The organism is Vibrio cyclitrophicus, assembly GCA_023206055.1.
Lineage (GTDB): Bacteria > Pseudomonadota > Gammaproteobacteria > Enterobacterales > Vibrionaceae > Vibrio > Vibrio cyclitrophicus_A.
Genome location: CP065367.1, coordinates 95,344 through 114,298, shown reverse-complemented (window position 1 = coordinate 114,298; position 18,955 = coordinate 95,344). Strand labels below are relative to the sequence as shown.

Annotated in this window: 18 protein-coding genes; 8 read left to right on the top strand and 10 right to left on the bottom strand. The window is 43.2% G+C overall.

Annotated elements, in window-relative coordinates; genetic code table 11:
* Window positions 1–30: 30 nt before the first annotated feature.
* Complete coding sequence (locus ITG09_16425; GenBank protein UPR54541.1) at window positions 31–1,041, bottom strand: DMT family transporter; 1,011 nt, start codon at window positions 1,039–1,041, stop codon at window positions 31–33.
* A 91-nt stretch (window positions 1,042–1,132) separates the two neighbouring features.
* Between ITG09_16425 and ITG09_16420 the strand changes: the two genes are divergently transcribed.
* Both ITG09_16420 and ITG09_16415 read left to right on the top strand, forming a co-directional pair.
* Window positions 1,133–2,080 (top strand): LysR family transcriptional regulator, encoded by a 948-nt coding sequence (locus tag ITG09_16420; protein ID UPR54540.1) that lies wholly within the window; start codon window positions 1,133–1,135, stop codon window positions 2,078–2,080.
* Window positions 2,081–2,116: 36 nt separating this feature from the next.
* A complete protein-coding gene (locus tag ITG09_16415; GenBank protein UPR54539.1) occupies window positions 2,117–2,437 on the top strand; it encodes a heavy metal-binding domain-containing protein in 321 nt (106 codons plus the stop codon).
* 107 nt (window positions 2,438–2,544) lie between these two features.
* On the opposite strand, the gene ITG09_16410 is transcribed toward ITG09_16415, so the two are convergent.
* Together ITG09_16410 and ITG09_16405 are read right to left on the bottom strand one after the other, a co-directional pair.
* The gene (locus ITG09_16410) at window positions 2,545–3,801 is read right to left on the bottom strand and encodes a peptidoglycan DD-metalloendopeptidase family protein (GenBank protein UPR54538.1); all 1,257 of its coding nucleotides are present in this window, start codon (window positions 3,799–3,801) and stop codon (window positions 2,545–2,547) included.
* 163 nt (window positions 3,802–3,964) lie between these two features.
* Window positions 3,965–4,804 (bottom strand): hypothetical protein, encoded by an 840-nt coding sequence (locus ITG09_16405; GenBank protein UPR54537.1) that lies wholly within the window; start codon window positions 4,802–4,804, stop codon window positions 3,965–3,967.
* Between the two features lie 275 nt (window positions 4,805–5,079).
* On the opposite strand from ITG09_16405, the gene ITG09_16400 reads away from it, so the two are divergent.
* Window positions 5,080–5,595 carry a cytochrome b/b6 domain-containing protein gene (locus ITG09_16400; protein UPR54536.1) on the top strand — a complete coding sequence of 172 codons (516 nt, stop codon included), beginning with the start codon at window positions 5,080–5,082 and terminating at the stop codon, window positions 5,593–5,595.
* Window positions 5,596–5,676: 81 nt separating this feature from the next.
* Here ITG09_16400 and ITG09_16395 read toward each other — a convergent pair whose 3' ends face one another.
* The 5 genes from ITG09_16395 to ITG09_16375 all read right to left on the bottom strand — a co-directional run bounded on the left by ITG09_16395 (window position 5,677) and on the right by ITG09_16375 (window position 10,955).
* Window positions 5,677–6,111, bottom strand: coding sequence for a hypothetical protein (locus tag ITG09_16395; GenBank protein ID UPR54535.1), 435 nt, complete (start codon window positions 6,109–6,111; stop codon window positions 5,677–5,679).
* Between the two features lie 56 nt (window positions 6,112–6,167).
* Window positions 6,168–6,434 (bottom strand): hypothetical protein, encoded by a 267-nt coding sequence (locus tag ITG09_16390; protein UPR54534.1) that lies wholly within the window; start codon window positions 6,432–6,434, stop codon window positions 6,168–6,170.
* Between the two features lie 232 nt (window positions 6,435–6,666).
* Window positions 6,667–8,451, bottom strand: a complete 1,785-nt coding sequence (locus ITG09_16385) for an ABC transporter ATP-binding protein (protein ID UPR54533.1) — start codon at window positions 8,449–8,451, stop codon at window positions 6,667–6,669.
* Complete coding sequence (locus tag ITG09_16380) at window positions 8,445–10,208, bottom strand: ABC transporter ATP-binding protein (GenBank protein UPR54532.1); 1,764 nt, start codon at window positions 10,206–10,208, stop codon at window positions 8,445–8,447. Before ITG09_16380 ends, ITG09_16385 begins: the two co-directional genes overlap by 7 nt.
* Before the next feature lie 228 nt (window positions 10,209–10,436).
* Complete coding sequence (locus tag ITG09_16375) at window positions 10,437–10,955, bottom strand: NUDIX domain-containing protein (GenBank protein UPR54531.1); 519 nt, start codon at window positions 10,953–10,955, stop codon at window positions 10,437–10,439.
* A gap of 302 nt (window positions 10,956–11,257) precedes the next feature.
* On the opposite strand from ITG09_16375, the gene ITG09_16370 reads away from it, so the two are divergent.
* Both ITG09_16370 and ITG09_16365 read left to right on the top strand, forming a co-directional pair.
* On the top strand, window positions 11,258–11,512 hold the full coding sequence (locus ITG09_16370) for a DUF333 domain-containing protein (protein UPR54530.1): 255 nt from the start codon (window positions 11,258–11,260) through the stop codon (window positions 11,510–11,512).
* Between the two features lie 211 nt (window positions 11,513–11,723).
* Window positions 11,724–12,401, top strand: coding sequence for a hypothetical protein (locus ITG09_16365; protein ID UPR54529.1), 678 nt, complete (start codon window positions 11,724–11,726; stop codon window positions 12,399–12,401).
* A 4-nt stretch (window positions 12,402–12,405) separates the two neighbouring features.
* On the opposite strand, the gene ITG09_16360 is transcribed toward ITG09_16365, so the two are convergent.
* Entirely contained in the window at window positions 12,406–13,284 is an 879-nt protein-coding gene (locus ITG09_16360) for a YdcF family protein (GenBank protein UPR54528.1), read from the bottom strand.
* A 356-nt stretch (window positions 13,285–13,640) separates the two neighbouring features.
* Between ITG09_16360 and ITG09_16355 the strand changes: the two genes are divergently transcribed.
* The 3 genes from ITG09_16355 (at window position 13,641) to ITG09_16345 (ending at window position 17,889) form a co-directional block, all read left to right on the top strand.
* Window positions 13,641–15,011: an L-serine ammonia-lyase gene (locus ITG09_16355; protein ID UPR54527.1), complete on the top strand. Its 1,371-nt coding sequence runs from the start codon at window positions 13,641–13,643 to the stop codon at window positions 15,009–15,011.
* 454 nt (window positions 15,012–15,465) lie between these two features.
* Window positions 15,466–16,905, top strand: a complete 1,440-nt coding sequence (locus ITG09_16350) for an MFS transporter (protein UPR55195.1) — start codon at window positions 15,466–15,468, stop codon at window positions 16,903–16,905.
* Window positions 16,906–17,106: 201 nt separating this feature from the next.
* Complete coding sequence (locus ITG09_16345) at window positions 17,107–17,889, top strand: siderophore-interacting protein (GenBank protein ID UPR54526.1); 783 nt, start codon at window positions 17,107–17,109, stop codon at window positions 17,887–17,889.
* 133 nt (window positions 17,890–18,022) lie between these two features.
* Here the strand turns inward: ITG09_16345 and ITG09_16340 are convergent, their stop codons facing one another.
* The gene (locus tag ITG09_16340; protein UPR54525.1) at window positions 18,023–18,925 is read right to left on the bottom strand and encodes a multidrug transporter; all 903 of its coding nucleotides are present in this window, start codon (window positions 18,923–18,925) and stop codon (window positions 18,023–18,025) included.
* Window positions 18,926–18,955 lie beyond the last annotated feature (30 nt).

Sequence of the window (18,955 nt, the reverse complement as noted above, 5' to 3'; positions counted from 1 at the left end):
TAAGCTTGATAAGTTTCATAAGCTCAGTGGTTAGCTTTTAGCTGCAGAGTCCAACACCGCTTTATTCGCTACCACCATTGTGGTGTGCGGTCTCTGGTTGGCTTTCGCCTTGCTGTGTCTTTTTGCCAGCAATGTATTGGTGATGCTCGCCACGACAATTAGGTTAATGCCAATCATCTGCTGAGTAGAAAATACATCATCAAAGAACAAGCCCTGCCATAACGCACTAAACAGCATGTTAGTAAAAATCAGAGGTGCTAATTGGGAGCCACTGTCTGCCAACTTGTACGCTTTCGAACGGAAGATCTGCGTATTGATGGTGAACAACGCTAATCCAAGTGCGCCCAGCCCTATCCAACGTAAGTCATCAAAAGACAACAACGCCGACAAGCTGCCTGTGCTTTCAATTACCTCTGGATCCGCAGACACTGAAGTAAACACAACCATAGGAATCACAATGATTGCCGCAACTAGAAACGTCCACGCGTTAAGCTCTGCTGGCGAAAGGCTCGTCTTGGATGCTCGATATAAGCTGACTTGTGAGCCTGAATTAAACATGCCCGCCAATAAACCCAGCAACAGCGCCGGTCTAAAAAACTCCGAACCCAACTCAAACTGCGACCAATCCCCTGCCATCAGCACTACGCCAACAAAGGTTATCGCCAAACAAACGATGGTCGTTGTATGAATCTTAGTTCCGAATATTAATTTTTCTAACAATGGGATAAACAAAGGACCCGTACTGAATAACACTACACCTTCAACCAAGGTTAAGGTTTGCAGTGATGTGAGGAAGCACCACTGACACGCCACCATAAAGATTGCACGCATCACCAAAGGCTTCCACATCTCTCGTGTCGGCTTGCTGATTTTGTAAAAGGTAAGAAAAAGAAATAAGAACAGACTGGGTAAGAAAAAGCGCACAAAGCTCAACAACGAAATGGGCATCGCTTCAGATAGATACTTGGCCATTAAGCCACTTAAAGACAAACTGAACGTCGACAACAACATGAAAGTCGTTGCCTTGGTAATATCAGACATAATTATCACCTCCTATGACATCTATTTTAGAGGCGTGACGTAATGAAAAATAGCGAGTAATATTAACCATAACTGTAAGGAAAACTTACCAATGAAGAAACTCGTTCCGCTTAAATCCGTTTATGCTTTCATTGCTGTCGCTGAAACTGGCAGCATGACTGACGCCGCTCGGGTGTTGTATGTCAGTCACTCTGCGGTAAGTCAAGCTATCAAGTCATTGGAGCAACTGGTCAACAAACCGCTGTTTCAACGAGTCGGTCGCCGTGTTGTTCTTAATGCCGCCGGTAAGCGATATTATCGAAAAGTCGCGCCCGCGCTCGAACAAGTAATCGAAGCCACAGAAGAATTGGCAAAAACGCCTAACGATCATCGCATCACTCTCAACATGGTGAACTCACTCGCAATGCACTGGTGGATTCCCCGCGTCCCCGACTTCCAAGCTTTTGCTCCCTCACTCGATATCCGTATTTCCACTTTAACTGGCCCTTTTGATATCGAGCAGGAAGGCGTCGATATTGCCCTTGTGCACGGCAAACCGAATGAATGGGATCAGTATTACAGCGAAAAGCTCGGCGATGATGATCTGGTTTTAGTCTGCAGCCCCGCACTATTGAAAAACCAAACGGGATTAAGCGTTGAACAACTCGTGAAACAAAACCCGACCATTGGTGTCTTTAACCCTAGGCGAAAGCATGACTGGCAAGTGTGGTGCGATCATTACCAAATCCCTATGCCCACCTTCCACAGTAACTTGACGTTCGATGTTTCGATTCAAGCTGTGCAAGGAGCAATTCGGTCACTTGGTGTATTGGTCACTCACCGCTTGTTTGTGAAAGATGACATTAGCCACGGGATGCTGGTAGAGCTTGGTGAGCCAGTGGCTAACCCACACCAAGATTTCTATTTTGTTTGCCCAAAAAACAAATTAAAACAAGAAAGTGTGCTAAAACTGAGAACATGGTTAAGACATGAATTCACACGCTCAGAGACAGCACTGAACGATGACATTCAGGAACAAGACCAAACTATCAATCAATAAGCGAGTGACAGCTCAGCAAGCTTACAAGAGGCCATTATGATTATTACCACCACACAATCAGTCGAAGGCAAGCGCATTGTCGATTACAAAGGGGTTATTGCCGGAGAAGCGATTCTAGGGGTGAACGTTTTCAAAGATATGTTTTCAGGAATTCGTGACTTTGTGGGTGGTCGCTCTGGTACCTACGAGAAAGAATTAGAGAAAGCACGTAACTACGCATTCAAAGAACTAGAGCAGAAAGCCATTGAAGCAGGTGCAAACGCGGTGGTTGGTGTTGATATCGATTACGAAGTACTAGGTACAGGCAATGGTATGCTGATGGTTTCAGCAAGCGGCACAGCGGTGGTGGTTGCTTAACTGAATCACTCGCTAAATCGTGTGATTACCTAGAAAAACGCCCCTTAGCTAAATCGCTAACTAAGGGGCGTGATTATATTCGTTGGCCAACTTAGGCTTGAATATCTCTAACTCGCACGATCTGCTGGCTCAGAAATCATGGCATCAAAAGAGGCAATTCGAGCCAAAAACTCTTTTCTATCTTTAGGCATAATTGAGCTTGCCATTGGTAAGTTCGCCTTCATTGCATCGACGGCGCGACCACGTACCAATACCTCAAAGTGCAAGTGCGGGCCAGTAATACGACCAGTAGCACCCGATAGCGCAATTTTCTGACCTCGCTTAATTTGCTGACCTTTCTTAACTAAGAAGCGGCTCAAGTGAAGATAACGCGTCGTATATACGCTGTTGTGTTCAATAACCAAATATTTACCAGCATACGGGTGGTCACGAAGTGCCACCACACGACCATCACCAGTTGAGTAGATAGGTGAACCTACAGGTGTAGCAAAGTCGGTACCATTGTGCGGTGAGATTCGTCCAGTTACTGGGTGTCTTCGTGTCGGATTGAACGAAGAAGTGATTCTTCGGAATTTTCTGTCGACTGGGTATCTATCAAAGGCTTGCTCTAAACTATTTCCTTCTCTGTCATAAAAAAGACCATCTGGTGCTAGAAAAGCTGCCACTTCTCGGTTTCTTAATTGAATTGAGATACCTTGAATTTCTGTTTTGCCCGTTAAGTGATCATCCGTGTACTGCTCTTTGACCAATACATTAAAGCTGTCACCTGCTCTCAGCTCACGAGCGAAGTTGACTTTGTCTTTTAGTGTGCGGGTGATATTGGCTATCTGGTTAGTAGTTAACCCCGCTTTATATGCTGACGTTGAAAAACTGCCATGAACGGTGCCCGTATAGAGCTTTTCCTTCCATTCGCCAGGAATTTCATTGAATTGGTAGTCAAAACTTCCATCGTCATTTCGAGTAAAGGCAGCTTGCTCTACCAAACTTTCATGGAAAATCAGCTCGACGAGTTGTTTAGAGTCACTATCCAAAAGCAACTCTAGGTGGTCACCAGGTTTTATTGTGTCGAGCTTCAAAGACTCCAGATCCGCTTCCATCACCTTTTGAACGGTTCCATAAGGCAGTTGCCATGACGAAAAGATGTTGCTTAGCGTATCGCCAACTTTCACAAAATAATGGACTTTGACCAAAGAGCTGGGAGTCGGTTGAGAGTCGACACCCCCCTCATCATTCGGTTGATAACCTTGATAAGGTGTTATTTTTATAGAGATTTCTGGTGCTGGCTCGGAGTGAAAAGAAAGCAAAGCAGCAAGGGAAAATGCACTGATAGCAATAACGATCAGGCCAATACGGAGGAACTTCATAAAATACTTAGCGGTTATAACGAGGAACTTAAAAAGTGTTATAACATAACAATTCAATCAAAAAAATAAATGAAATGTAAGAAACCATAGCGCGATAGGTGTGAAAGTATGGTGAGCATACAAAGCTCACCACCTTAGTTAACAAGGATCTTTACCTCACACATTACTCTTCACGAAGTGCTTCGAAGCGTTCTAAGCCGCGTAGCATCTCAAAGTCAGGTTCATCAGCCAATAACTCTCGCATTGAACCACTGGCTTCGATAGAGCGCTCTAAGTCATCGATCGCTTGTCCTTCAGCACCTAACCTTGCGTAAGCACAAGCACGTTGATACAAGGCGTGAGCGTTTTGATCGTCCACTTCCAACACGCGATTACATAAGCTCATCGCCCAGTGGTATTCTTGCATGTCCATTGCTGCATCGGCTTTGTAAGTTAGTGCTTCTAAATCACCCGGGCGGACTTTTAAGATCTCATCGTAGATTTCCATTTTCTGCTCAGCGGTTTGAGCATTCTGAGCCCTCAACCATAAATTATGAATTTCGTTGATGATTTCGATTTCACGGTTGTTCTCTGAGATAATTCGAGTCTTACGCTTAAGATCCCTTTCAAGAACGTTAAACTTCTTCTCATAGTCTTGAGCAATCGAGTTGAGTCGCTGATCAGCCATCTCTTTAGTGGTGTGTTTCAACTCTTTGAGCGATTGCCAACCTACCAATGCAATCAAGGAAGCAACACCAGCAATAATATAGAAGAAATAGGTTACGGTTACATTAGCGTAATTCAACGACTTATCTGCGACAGAGAGTTCACGATCGGTCATTTGGATCGTTAAACGCCTTTCGAGATCTTGTTGCTCCATGCGCAATTGCTTCAACTCATCCAAGATGTAACGTTCCATCAATGGTCTATCCAAATACTCTTGATCTGAGTACTTAACCTCTTCGTTTGCAAAACTCATCGTGCTGAACACCGAGATAACCGCAATCAATAAGATTCGAAGCATTATACATTCCTTATATATTTAGCTTTAAACTAACTGTATCTCGTTATAGGCATACAAGCTAGGAAGTCGGCAAGTTTGCCTTGTTTGTATTGGAATTAACACTTTAAAACATCATTGATAATTATAAAACACTTGAAGCAACATCATTAATTTATAATTAAGGAGAATACGGCGTATTACTGTTCGATATAATTAATTCGCGATGAAAATATACTAAAAGCTAGTTTTTGCATCTATTTGAAAATTGTTGTTATAACGTTCAGAACGAGGTTAATTTGAATAATCCACGATACGATTTGCTAAGCCGTGTGCTGCACTGGGTGATGGCTTCTGTGATCATCTATGCAACTACCGCAGGGTATGTAATGCACTTTGTCACCGATAATCCAGAGCTATTTTCTTTCTTGTCAGTGCTCAACATGTCGCTGGCTACTGTCGCTACTCCTTTGTTGGCGATACGATATGTATGGAGTCATTTTAGAACCTCACCGCCCATGCCTTCATCTGTGGCTGCTGGTCAAATATGCATTGCCAAGCTCGCCCATTCACTCATGTATCTCGTTATGTTCATGGTTTTCAGCACCGGTTATTTAATGCTTAAAGAACCGTACTCATTATTTTGGCTGACGACGGTCGATAATCTAATAACCGCCCCCGCAATCAACAGCTTCTTTTTCTATTTACATCGTGCCAGTTGTATTGCCCTTGCTTGTTTGATCCTTTTGCATATTAGTGCAGCGCTCAAACATCACTTCATTTCTAAGAATTACGTGTTGAAGATGATGATCTAGATTTAAATAATACAGACTTTTTAGCACAAACAAAAAAGCCATAACGTGTAAGCTATGGCTTTATTCAATCTATTTAAGTGCTCAGTTCTTTTGAGTATCGAGCATCACTTGCCAATATTCACATTTGGCTAAGAACTCTTTTAAGTAGAGCTCTGGATTTTCAAGTTTTTCGCCGCCTTTTACATCAGCGCCAGTCACTCGCCAAAAGCTACGGGTAACGAGATTTCGATGATAAATAAAATCGCTGATTTCATTTTTTTGCAAAGGAAGTTGCTCACCAAATTTTTGCGCGTACAAACTCAACGTTGAGTCTTGCTCACATGGCTTCTCTCTTAGAAAAGTATCCAAGTCCAAGCCTAGTTGATGTTGCGCTTCCTTTGGTAGTGCTTTAGCTAACTTAGAGATAACACTGAACAGAGCCAACTCAACTTTTTGAGACGCTAATAACGATGCACCTAAAAGCGCATATTCATTGGAAATGTGTTGCTCTGTTGATGAAACGGTTGCTGTTGTCACTGTGTTAACCTCAAATAATCATAACGGGTGTTACTGAACTGGATAGAGTCTTTTTACTAAGCTGAGACTTTTAACAAAACGCGGTCAGCATCAATAATGGTGAATCCCGATGCATCTTCATTCTTTTCGACTTGCACTAAACCTTTAAAGCCAATCTGTGACAGCTTCTTTGCAAGTTGATCTGGAGCTGTTTCAAAAACAACATTCATAAAAGGTAAAGACTCAGCATCAACAAAACCATGCTCATTAAACAGTTCCATTGCTTGAGATAAATGGTCTGAGTCGGTTAATTCGATAATTTCTACAACTTCTTCCAACAACATTTTCGATTCCATATTCGCCAGAAAGTGACTGACACAAGCACTTACGTTTGCTCGCATACATCCCGATGCCCGAAGACACCCCTTTAGTAGTAGGGAAATCATAACATATTAATAATCGAAAAATATGTTTAATTTTTCCTAAGTTACTGGGAATATTAGAAAAGAATAGAAATTGGTGAAACATAAGCAACACCAATCCATATTATTGAAACGGCGACCTGACTTGAGGGGGTCAGACGACCGTTGCTTGAGAGTCGCTTGTTTTCACAATCGATTCCTTCAACAAGCCGGCATAAATGCCATTGTGCGCCACCAGGTGTTGATGATTACCTTGTTCAACAATTTCACCCTTTTCCAACACGAGAATCGTGTCCGAGTGACGAACGGTACTCAAACGGTGTGCAATCGCAATCACGGTTTTATCTTTGAAAAGGCGCTGCATTGCTTTTTGAATCAGGTCTTCAGTGATTGAATCTACCGAACTGGTCGCCTCATCAAGCATCATCAATTGCCCACCCTGTGCAACCGCTCGTGCAAAGGAGATAAGCTGCGTTTGCCCCACAGACAAATTGGAACCGTTCTTTTCCAAATGGAAGTCATAACCTTGAGGGAGTTGTCCAATAAACTTATCGGCATAAACATAGCGTGCAGCCTGTTCAACCTCAGTTCTAGATAGATGCGTTTTACCCAAAGCGATATTGAATTGGATTGTCTCTTCAAACAAATGCACGTCTTGCATCATCATTGAGAACAAATGAGCAGAGTCTTCGCTTGAAATCTGCGACAGCTCTATTCCATTCAATAAAATGCTGCCTTCATAGTCTTGGTAGGTTTTAGAGATCAGACGCAGAATCGTCGACTTGCCCGAACCCGTCGAGCCCACAAGCGCGATTTGATGTCCTTTCTCCAATACAAACGAGACATTCTTTAGAACGTAGGGAGAGTCGTCTTTGTAACGAAAGCTCACGTTCTTAAACTCAAGGCTCACAAACTGTTCGAGTTGTTTCTCAACCTTGTTAGATGGCAGCAGGTTGCGTCCTTCCTCTTCAGTCGGCTCAACAAACAGCTCCTCAATATGGTCAAACGCTGCAAATGAACTCTGAATCGAAGCGATCTGCGAAGTAAAGTCACGAATCGGAACAAACACCTTCTCTAAGGTGTTGATGAACGCAATCAGCACACCCAAGGTGAGTGCCCCTTCTAACACTTGCTCAGAGCCATACCAAATCATGATCGCGATGGTGATAGAGGTGATACCAGAGATAAACGAGAACAAAATTGCATCGTACTTATTTATCTTCTTCTGTGCTCTTAGAAACTCATCGGTATAGCCTTGATAACGACGCTCGACTTGATCTTCCGCTCGGTACATCTGAACGGTTTTCATGCCAAGTAAGACTTCTTGTAAAAAGCCAATACCGCGAGCAAGCGAAGAACGAGTCACCTTATATAAGGCTCGAAGTCGGTTTCTCACATAGACCGTCAAATACATCACTGGCGGCATAATGATCAATACAATCACCGTTAACTGCCAGTCAATGAAGAACATCATCACCAACAGAGCAATGGTATTGATGCTGTCTTTAACTAGCCCTACAACCGACTGAACAAACGTTTCGCCAATGGTTTCCAAGTCACTGGTTAATCGTGAAAGCGTTACCCCAATCGGTGTGTTATCAAAATAGCTGCGCGGCAGTTTGAGCACGCGAGCAAACAATACTGAGCGCATATCAGTTATCGTGTATTGACCAGTTTTACGCAGGTTGTACGAATAGGTGGTATCCACCACGTAGCTCGCCACCAGCACGGCAACGAGATAGAAGACGTATTCGAGCAGTCCATCCATATCCCCTTGGCTCAGGTGAACATCGATCACTTGGATGATCAACCAAGGGAACAACAAACTCGTGATGACCGACAGCGGAAGCATCGCAATACCCAGAATGGCAGAGCCTTTGTATTTCTTAGCAAACTTAAAAAAGTGCTTGAGGTACTTGAGATCAACACCTTTTAACATGCTGCTGCCTCCGTTTCATTCTGCTGTAGTTGCCATGTATCGTAATAGTAATCACAGGTTTTCAATAATGTGGCGTGGTCGCCCTTCGCGATCACTTTGCCTTCGTTCAACACGATGACTTCATCCATATATTCAAGGGCATTAACGCGGTGTGAAACCACAAGAACCGATTGATTTTCCAAACGCTTAAACAAACCTTCTAAGATCTTACGTTCTGTTTCATAATCGACCGCAGACAGAACATTATCCATGATGATTAAGTCGGTTGGCTGCAATAAAGCACGCGCAATACTTAAGCGCTGCTTTTGACCACCAGACAACATGATCCCTTTCTCACCGACTAAGGTTTGATCGCCGTGTTCAAAACGTGTCACATCACTGGCCAACTGGCTGAGCTCTAGCACTTCATCAACCTGACTCTTTGCCAAATCGGTATCTAGGCTACCAAAGCGGATATTGTCTTCGACGGTTGCTGAAAACAAGTAAGGGTCCTGAGTCACGGTTTTAACATAACGGCGTAAGTCACTGCGCGAGAAACTAGTGACATCTTTTTCACCAAGGAAAACGGAACCTTCAGGAACATCTAAATGATGATTCAAACAGTTCACCAATGTCGTTTTGCCCGCTCCGATTCCGCCCAGCACACCCACTTTCTTACCTGCAGGGATATCAAAGCTGATGTCATCAAGGATCAAGCGTTCTTCACCTGCGTAACTGAAGTTGAGGTTGCGAACGGAAAACGTTTTTCCCTTGAGCGACTCAACGTCTAATTCAGTCAGCTTATCTTCATCAAGCTCGGGCACTTTGGCATTAAGAATGGTCTGTGCACTCTGAATACCGACCATGCCTCGCTGGTAAATGGTCGCGATTCTGCCAAGCTGCATCAATGGCATTGCCAACAAAACCGAGTAAGTCAGAAAGGCGGTAATCTCACCTAGGGTCAGCTCTTGTCTCATTAACATGTAGCCACCTAGCCCAAGAATGATGATTTTCATCAGGTCATTGGCGTAGTCGAGTACAGGCATAAAGAAGACTTGAATACGTGTGATTTTAAGGCGGCATGCAAGTAATAACTGATTAAGCTTTTCAGTTTCAGCTTTCACCCAAGGTGACATCTGCTGGCTCTTAATTAGATCAATCCCAGAGAGGTAGCTCATTAGCTGAGCAGACAAGTTTTGTAGACGTTTCATGTGCTCTAAATGCAACGTTTTCATACGCTTGAAGCCCACACGGAAAATAACAAAAGCGATTGAGATAGGAATAATCGAATACAGTGTGAGTTCTGGGGATATACGCCACATGTAAAGAGGCGTCAGCGACAACGCAAGCAACGCATTGAAAAACTGCAAGAAGCCGACACCAAATAGCAGTCGAATACCACTAAGGTCATTGTTGATAATCGAGATCAGTCGACCCGAAGCAAAGCGTTCGTGAAAGCTGCTCGGTAAGCGATTCAACTTTTGTAAAAGGGTACTTTTGAGTGCGGCCTCTGTAATTCGTCCCGGGTTAAGCGCATAAATACGAGATAAAATTCTCACCACCACCATGGCAACCGACATCCCGACCACAATCCAAACATAGGTTTGAAGCTGTTGATGGCCAGTGGAAGAGGCATCATCAATCAAATCTATCGCCAATTGGATATAGCGAGGGATCTCTACTTGTAACCAATTGACGAGAAAGATGAACACAATCGCCAATAAGTACGAAGTGCGATTCATGCGCAGATAGTGGGCAATAAACTGTCTTTTATTCATAGTATTCTTTGTTTAGGGCAGGCTCACAGCGAGATTTAACGATATAACCGAGCAGTTAAGCTAGATAGGTTCATCGCTGAGGTAAAGATACATCAAAAACACTTAGTTGACAATATCAACCATATTCAATAATTAGTTTCCGTTATTAAATTTTAGCACTGCTAGAAACAATTTTGCCGCCAAAAGTGGCGGCAAATAAATAGCTTAGCAGGCTAATATTGATAACGGCTAAAGCATCTCTTTGGCAATCAAATGCAGCAAAAAGGTTTCACGTTCAATACTCATGCCTTTCTTAGGGCTCTCTGACATCGTCTTTTCGTTATGAGCGATCGCTTCATGGATATTCATCCACACAGGTTTCATCCCATTTTTCACTTCATAATCTTCGTAAGCCGTTTCACCAAGCTCACGATCAATCTTGCATGAGTAGCAGTAAGAAATCATGTGCATCATATCCGCATCGTCTTTGTACCAAGGACGAAACTCTTCAAAAATACCGAACGGCTTGATGCTATGGATATTCTTCGCGCCAGTCTCTTCTTCGAGTTCACGAACCATACCTGCGATCACATCTTCCCCTTCATCCAAACCACCACCAGGAATGGTGTAATCGTGATAACGCTCTGTATACAGCATCAGAATGTCTTCACCATCCAATACAATGGCACGGGCAGCGTTGCGCTTATAGACCGTTTTATTGTCTAGATGGTCGATATCAGGGTGGATGGTTGTTTTTAGGTGTCTCATGATTCTGACTGCTCTACTGAATTTGGCGGCATCATATCATAATCATCAATAGATTCGAGGTTCACAACCGCCAACCAGAACTGATCGGACGGGGATATTCCAACGGTAACTTGAATCCACTTAGCTTGATCTAACACTCAAAAAGTCGTTAAACATGAAGAAATATCAGCCTATTTCAATATCTTGACCAAATTAGGACAACCTTTTCTGAAATCTAAAATATACTAATTTCATAGAGCTTCTAATTGGGTTCTGTAGAACTTAACGCATTCGATTATAGAGTTATCACGTAGGAGATAGACATGAAGAAAATTGGTTTGATGGCTGTATGTGCCGTTGTATTAGGCGGTTGTGCAAACGACTATGCAGAATATAGCGAAGGCCAACGTGTTTCAGTCGCTAACCCAGCAGCGGTTTATTGTGTTCAACAGGACGGCGAATTAGACACGGTGACTGAAAACAATCAGCGTACAACTTACTGTGTATTCGATGACGGCGAGCGCATTGAACAGTGGGAGTACTACCGTAATAACCATGAGCAAGAAACTGAAAAGTAATCACTTCTATTACAAGCTTCCCATCTCAAAGCTTTAAAACCCTCCCCCTAAAAATTCAATTATGTTACGTAAACCGCTGCCATAAGGCATCGGTTTACCGTACACACACACCAATTGAACACTGTTTTATTTCTGACATAACTCTGACATTAGCCTAATCTAGGCCGATAGAATGCCTGCTTGTTACAAACATTTACAAGTAGCGTTGATTATGAAAATACAAACTAAATCGAAAGAACAAACTCAAATGTCACTTGAGATACCAGAGTTCAACCTATCTCAGTCGACCTCTGCGGTAATCTACAAACGCTGTCAAACAGCACTGGTAGTTTTAGCGATTGGTTTTATAGTCAACCTTGCAATCCGCATTGATTTCGTTTTCTTGAGTGGAAGAATCGGTGAAAATTCAGTCACTGAAATGCTACAGCAATTTCTTTTAATCGTCTCTTCTGGCGCATTTGCTTACCTCGCTAAAAAACGTCCTGAGGTAAAACATGCCGCTATGTTAATCAGCGCATTTTTCGCCGTAATGTTCATCCGAGAATTAGATTATTGGTTTGACATGATCGTGCATGGCGCTTGGGTTGTCCCTGCCCTACTTATTGCTGGTAGCGCAATCTTCTATGCAATTAAAAATGGTAAACGAACCATTGATCAGCTTGCGCTTATTCTTGCATCCCCACACATGAACATGCTGGTTACTGGTGTTATGCTTTTACTTGTTTTCTCTCGGTTATTTGGCATGGGTAGTTTTTGGCATGGCGTAATGGGAGAACATTATATAAGTAATGTTAAGACCATCGCAGAAGAAGGTACAGAGCTTCTAGCTTACTGTCTGATTTCTTTTGCGAGTTTAAAGACCGTTATTGGCATCACGAGAAAGAAATAAGCATCTATCGCCACCAGCGATGTGTGTGATCCGATTCCGGATCTAAATAACGATTCAATAAAGTCAGGTTTGTGTCTAACAGCGCTAGATGTTCCCTGACTTTCTTTATGTCTGTACCCACTGGAGTTTGAAGAATACAACGCTCCAATACCGGAATGAGTGTATCCACAATATCAAAACGAGGAGATGATTCTATCCAACCTCTCGCTTTCACTAACGCTTCAATAGATAACCTTTCTGGTTCTTGCCTTACGGATTCTAGACCTCGCTCAAAGGATCCTGCCACGACACCTTCTAGATAAACTCGATAAGTGGTCAGTACATCCATGAGCAAAAACAATTGCCCTTGAGGGCTTTGGTGAGGATATGGCACCGCAACATGAGCATCCAACCTGCGATCTATTTGCAGCTCTACCCCAAGAGCGGAACACTTCTCGATGAGAACTTTAAGCAAACCTTGCTCGTCCATAAGCGATTGAATCTCGAATATACGTTGTAAGTGGTAGTCATTCGACACGAATGTCACCTGCACACTCTGCCCGCAAGTAAACAGCCCGCTTTTAATCATCTCTGAAGCCAAGTTCTGTATGTTCTCGACAGTATTGGTCGAGTGCTGCTCGAGCAAAATCGCCCCTAAGGAAAACGGATGTTCACGCTGCTTTTCAAGCATTCTAAAATACTGATGCATCGCATCGGCTTCAGACAGTGTTTGCCCTTTTGTTACTCCACCACAAAACGCAACGGCGGTTTGCTGGTTCGACTCTTCTACCAAAGGCTCCGCCAGATACCTCACCAAGGCATCAACTCGACTGATTCCTTCATCAGTCAATTTATTCTCATTAAGTCGCTTACCCAGCACAATAAGGAGGTGATTAATGCTCATTTTATGTTCAAGTCTCGTTTTGGGGATTAGATGGAGTGAATTATGTATACAATACTTGTTAACAAAAGTATTTTGAAATTCTTATATGTTGCTCGCAATAATGCTCACTATTGATAGCGACATCTTAGGTAATACAAGAATAGACGTGTCACTTTACAGCAAACATAGCACGCTCTTGTATTTCATCGTTCTATGCTTGTTAGCACTGGTCGATAAAAGAGCCCTTTCTATCAATGAATACGCTCAATCACATAACTGTTTCACCCTAAAAACAGGTTCACTCAAAGAAGTGAAACTAACTAAATACAAATTTTACACAGAGTTCGTTCATCGAACCGTCTTCACAGGAAGTTACTATGCTGTCTATTTTTGATATCTACAAAATTGGGGTTGGGCCATCCAGCTCCCACACAAATGGACCAATGATCGCTGGGTTTAACTTTACCCAAAAAATTGATGCTCAGCTTAAGCAAGTGAAGCGTATTCAAATCGACTTATACGGCTCGTTATCATTGACGGGTATTGGTCACCATACAGACAGAGCGACCTTGTTAGGTTTGCTAGGTAACCGCCCCGACACCATTAAAATTACCAGTGCTAACCAAGCTATGCGCAAGGCGATTGAAGATAAATCTCTATTGGTTAGCGGTAACCATGAAATTCATTTCGATGTAGAAAGCGACCTGCTCTTCCACAAAACTAACCTTCCGTTACATGAAAATGGCATGACTATCTCCGCCTTTGACGCAAGCGGTAGCCTTCTGGATATGGAAACCTACTACTCGATTGGTGGCGGCTTTATCGCAACCGCTGATGAGCTACAAAACGGCAAACAGGAAGCTGAAACACAAGTTGAGTTCCCTTTCTCTTCTGCTGATCAGTTGCTCGAGCTATCAGAACAACAAGGACTTAGCCTTGGCGGCTTAATTCTACGCAACGAAGTTTCTTTCCAAGGTATGGATGTGATTGACCAGAAAGCCGACCAAATTTGGAAAGTGATGTCTCTGTGTATGCAGCGTGGCTTTGACACGGAAGGTATTCTTGATGGCGGCCTAGAAGTCACTCGTCGAGCGCCTGCTCTTTTGAAAAAGCTTGAAGCGAATGCCTCGATTGAAAACGATCCAATGGAGATCATGGATTGGATTAACCTATTTGCCTTTGCCGTAAGTGAAGAAAACGCAGCAGGCGGCCAGGTCGTGACATCACCGACTAATGGTGCTGCTGGCGTTATTCCTGCGGTATTAATGTACTACCATCGCTTTATCAAAGAGCTAGACACTAAGCAGCTTAAAGACTTCTTGGCAGTCTCTGGCGCAATCGGCATCTTATACAAAACCAACGCTTCGATTTCTGGCGCAGAGGTAGGTTGTCAGGGTGAGGTTGGCGTATCTTCATCAATGGCTGCTGCTGGCCTAACTGCCCTACGTGGTGGTAGCAACGAACAAGTTTGTATTGCGGCTGAGATCGCGATGGAACACTCACTGGGCATGACGTGCGATCCGATCGGTGGCCTTGTACAAGTACCATGTATTGAACGTAATGCTATGGGTGCCATGAAAGCCATCAATGCATCACGGATGGCGTTGAAGCGCACCAGCAAGTGTCTTATCTCGTTAGACAAGGTTATCGCAACCATGTACCAAACAGGTAAAGACATGAACAAGAAATACCGCGAAACGTCTTTAGGCGGCCTAGCCGTGATCCACATGGCACCACCGTGTGAATAGCAGACAAGAACACGGGTGGAGAAAGCCTCTATAGAGATGGCATTCTTGTAAACTTAGTTTTCAATATCTCAACAAAGCCAGCCACCACGCTGGCTTTTTTATTGGCTAAAGCCCAGCAGCCAATTGAAAGTGATACTCACTCAAAATAACTTACAGAATGACTACCTCTAACTTTCCCTTTATTAGTTCATTACTTAGCCACAAATGATGGTGGCTAAATTTCATACTGCCATGCATCCATTAGCAAAATCTAACGTTGCAAATTTCATTCATGAGAAATATGAATGTACTCATAAGAAAAGATATATCGAGTAAAGTTCTGTTTGGGATAGATGTTTCAGTTTATGTATTGCTACTAATGATATTATAATCGGGTAATTACACTACATATCAATACAAACGTGAGAATAAAATAATGTGGAATAGATTAAACAAATCAATGATGTTCTGCCAAATGATGTTCGGACTTTCGTTCTATGGCGTCATGGTGATCTTGACTCGTTTCTTCCTTGAAGATCTGAACTACAATGAAGCCGACACCATGATGGTTGTTGGTGCTTTCTCTGCAATCGGACCGCTATTTGCTATTGCAGGTGGCTTTATCGCCGATAAGTTTTTAGGCGCTTACCGCTCTTTAACCATTGCCTTCTTAGGGTTCGCAAGTGGTTACGTTCTACTGGTACTTGGTGCAGCAGCAACCAATGTGCCGATGGCATTATGTGGTATCGCTTTAGCAAGTTATGCACGTGGTTTGATGTCCCCTTCTTACCCAAGCCTTTACAAACGCACGTTCAAAACTCAAGAAGATTTTGAAAACTGCTACCCAATCAACTACTCAGTAAACAATATTGGTGCTCTGCTAGGTCAATACTTATTCCCAATGCTAGTGCTTGTTGTTGGTTTCCACGGTGGTTTCCTTCTTTCAGCGGCTCTAGCAGGTGCCGCGCTTCTAATGATGATCTTTGTTCGCAAAGGCCTTGTTGAAGCAAGTGCTGAAATCGACCAAAAACCAGTAAGCACGAAAAACTGGGTAGCCTTCCTTGTTCTTTCTGCTGCGATGATTGGCTTAGTATTCTTCATGTTCTCTAACATGGATATTGGCCAAAACATCGTATACGCGATTGGTGGTGCAGCGATTATCTACTTTGTCTCTTTGATGATGAAATCGAAAAAGTCAGACATGCTGAAAATGGGCACTATCTTAATCATCACATTTCTAACCACCTGTTTCTTCGTTTACTACGGTCAGATGATGACATCGATGACAATGGTAGCGATCAACACAATGCGTGGTGACCTATTTGGCTTCATCCCTGTTGCACCTGAAGCTTCAATGGCAATGAACCCACTATGGTGTATGGTTGCTGGCCCTATCATCGCGGGTATCTTCTCTAACCTAGAAAAGAAAAACATTAACTTCTCTACGGCAACCAAAGTAGGTTTTTCATTTATTCTAACGGCTATCGCTTTCGGTATCCTGACAATGGCAGTGACTACAGTTGGTGATGACGTCCTGATTCGCCCAGAAGTGTTCCTAGCGATTCACTTCTTCCTAGCATTTGGTGAAGTAATTGTAGGTTCAATGGTTGTAGCCTTCATCCTGTCTGTTGCACCTAAGCACATCGAGAACTTCTCAGTAAGCTTGTTCTCTGTTGCAATCGCTCTTTCAGGTATTGTTGGCGCGGTATTCTCAACGTCTATTGCATTAGAGAAAGGTCAAGAAATCACGCAAGAAATCGTACAAACAGTTTACGGTGATTACTTCCAAATGCTTACCGTTTTAGCCGTAGTAATGGTGGGTATCGCAATGGCTGCATCGTTCATTATTCGTAAGATGCTAGAAGCAGCGAGAGCCGCTGAAGAAACGATTGAACTAGAGCAAGCAAACAGCTAATTCTGCTCACGTTAACCCGCTCTAATACATCAAGCCCTTTAGTTTTCTAAAGGGCTTTTTTTGTCGGTTCTGTTTCTTAATAGAATCTGTCGCATTAGTTTGGTTGTGCATGTGTAAATCAAAGTAAATGATAACTATTAGTATTGAGTGTTTTCTGGTTCAGGATTATGATGTCGGAATCAAAATCTAAGAGAGCCCTATATGAGCAAGCCTAGCCCTATCACATTAACCGTTACTCAAACCTCAACCATTACTCCAAACATGCAGCGTATAACGCTTAGCGGTGAGGGATTAAGTAAGTATCCAACAGAATGTGCTGGCGGCTACATCAAGCTTTTATTCTCGCCATTAGGCACAACCAATTTAAGCCAACTGAACGAAGGTGAACGCCCAACCATGCGCACCTACACCATTCGACAATACAACCCTGTAGAAAAGTGGATTGAGGTAGATTTCGTTCGTCACATCACCACAGACTTACAATGTGGCTTTGCCGCACGCTGGGCAATGAACGCAGAAGTGGGTGACACCATTTCAGTTGCTGGTCCAGGTTTGATTCAAGGGCTAAATCTAGAGTCTGACTGGTTCTTCTTAGTCGCAGACATGACGTCACTCCCTGCGCTTTCTGCAAAAGTAAAAACACTTCCAGAAAGAGCAACGGGTCACGCTGTCATTCAGATCAATTCAGCAGCAGATAAGCAAACACTTGAAGTACCTCAAGGGATCAAGGTCACTTGGTTAATTGAAGATGAAACTGAAGAAACACTTCCACAGACGGTTCGCAATTCAGAATGGTTAGACGGTCAGGTTTCGATTTGGACAGCATGTGAATTTGAAAGCATGCGTGAACTGAGACAGTACTTCCGAAACGAAAAGGAAGTAGCCAAAGAGAACATCTACATCAGCAGTTACTGGAAACGTGGCGTGACTGAAGATGGTCACAAAGTGTTGAAACAGCAAGATGCTCAAGCTTTAGCAGGTTAAGTCTTTTACTACATAGACCTCCATACTAGATAAATAGAAAACGCCCTTAACGAAGTTTGTATCGCTAAGGGCGTTTTTGATTTAGCTTAAGATAGATGCCTCTGCACAAATATCCAATCGCTCCGACGAGCTTTTAAGTCAATGAGATAACTAAGCCAGCAATAATCAAAGAGACGCCTAAACCGCGAGTCGCGTGCCACTTTTCCTTTAAAAAGTAGATCCCCATCAGTACTCCAAAGATGATGCTTACTTGCCTCAGTGCAACAACCAAGCTGACGTTCTCCGTGATGGTCATCGCAAACAACACTAAGCCATAAGTCGATGCCATCATAATGCCTGCAACTGTAGCTTTCTTACGTAGTATCCATGCGTTGGTAAATTCGATTCTTTGATTCGACACAAGCAGCCACAGGCTCAGTGGAAGCACAATTGCCCAGAACTGGATCCCCAAGTAGAAAATCGCGGTGTGTTTATTGGTAATACTAGGTGTGCTTAAGGGTTCCAATAATAGAAGCGCCTCTTTATCAATAATGGAGTAACCCGTGGTACCGATGGCGGCGATTAACGCCCAAAGAACGCCAAGGTTCAAGTAGGCCTTGAGCCGAAGTTCAGAAAACTGCTTAAGCGGGACAAACAGACAACCCAGTGTGATCAGTGCAAAACCAAGCCATTGATTGAGCGATAATTCATACCCTATTAACACCGTGCCTAAGCCAACCATCAACACAGGCAGTGCTCGTGCCATTGGGTAGATAACACCAATATCAGCTTCTTTATAGGCAGCACCCAACCCAATCAAATAAACGATTTGGCAAATCCCACTCAAGAAAACCAATTGCCAAAATGGAAGTGAGATATTTGATAACCCAACACTGTAAACATACCAAATCAAATAGGGCGTCAATATCGCTGCGGCAGCAACCCCAGAGGCTAAGAAGAAAGACGAGCCCGAGCCTTGATTAGATTTACCTAGAACATTCCAACCCGCATGCAGCAGAGCCGAAATAATCACGATGATGATGGCAGAGAATTCCATTTCATTCCTAAATTGATAACTGATAAGAAC

Bases quoted from the DNA above. Each gene is read 5' to 3' on its own strand.
- ITG09_16425 (UPR54541.1), bottom strand. From the start codon at position 1,041: ATGTCTGATATTACCAAGGCAACGACTTTCATGTTGTTGTCGACGTTC.
- ITG09_16420 (UPR54540.1), top strand. From the start codon at position 1,133: ATGAAGAAACTCGTTCCGCTTAAATCCGTTTATGCTTTCATTGCTGTC.
- ITG09_16415 (UPR54539.1), top strand. From the start codon at position 2,117: ATGATTATTACCACCACACAATCAGTCGAAGGCAAGCGCATTGTCGAT.
- ITG09_16410 (UPR54538.1), bottom strand. From the start codon at position 3,801: ATGAAGTTCCTCCGTATTGGCCTGATCGTTATTGCTATCAGTGCATTT.
- ITG09_16405 (UPR54537.1), bottom strand. From the start codon at position 4,804: ATGCTTCGAATCTTATTGATTGCGGTTATCTCGGTGTTCAGCACGATG.
- ITG09_16390 (UPR54534.1), bottom strand. From the start codon at position 6,434: ATGTTGTTGGAAGAAGTTGTAGAAATTATCGAATTAACCGACTCAGAC.
- ITG09_16385 (UPR54533.1), bottom strand. From the start codon at position 8,451: ATGTTAAAAGGTGTTGATCTCAAGTACCTCAAGCACTTTTTTAAGTTT.
- ITG09_16380 (UPR54532.1), bottom strand. From the start codon at position 10,208: ATGAATAAAAGACAGTTTATTGCCCACTATCTGCGCATGAATCGCACT.
- ITG09_16375 (UPR54531.1), bottom strand. From the start codon at position 10,955: ATGAGACACCTAAAAACAACCATCCACCCTGATATCGACCATCTAGAC.
- ITG09_16370 (UPR54530.1), top strand. From the start codon at position 11,258: ATGAAGAAAATTGGTTTGATGGCTGTATGTGCCGTTGTATTAGGCGGT.
- ITG09_16365 (UPR54529.1), top strand. From the start codon at position 11,724: ATGAAAATACAAACTAAATCGAAAGAACAAACTCAAATGTCACTTGAG.
- ITG09_16360 (UPR54528.1), bottom strand. From the start codon at position 13,284: ATGAGCATTAATCACCTCCTTATTGTGCTGGGTAAGCGACTTAATGAG.
- ITG09_16355 (UPR54527.1), top strand. From the start codon at position 13,641: ATGCTGTCTATTTTTGATATCTACAAAATTGGGGTTGGGCCATCCAGC.
- ITG09_16350 (UPR55195.1), top strand. From the start codon at position 15,466: ATGATGTTCGGACTTTCGTTCTATGGCGTCATGGTGATCTTGACTCGT.
- ITG09_16345 (UPR54526.1), top strand. From the start codon at position 17,107: ATGAGCAAGCCTAGCCCTATCACATTAACCGTTACTCAAACCTCAACC.
- ITG09_16340 (UPR54525.1), bottom strand. From the start codon at position 18,925: ATGGAATTCTCTGCCATCATCATCGTGATTATTTCGGCTCTGCTGCAT.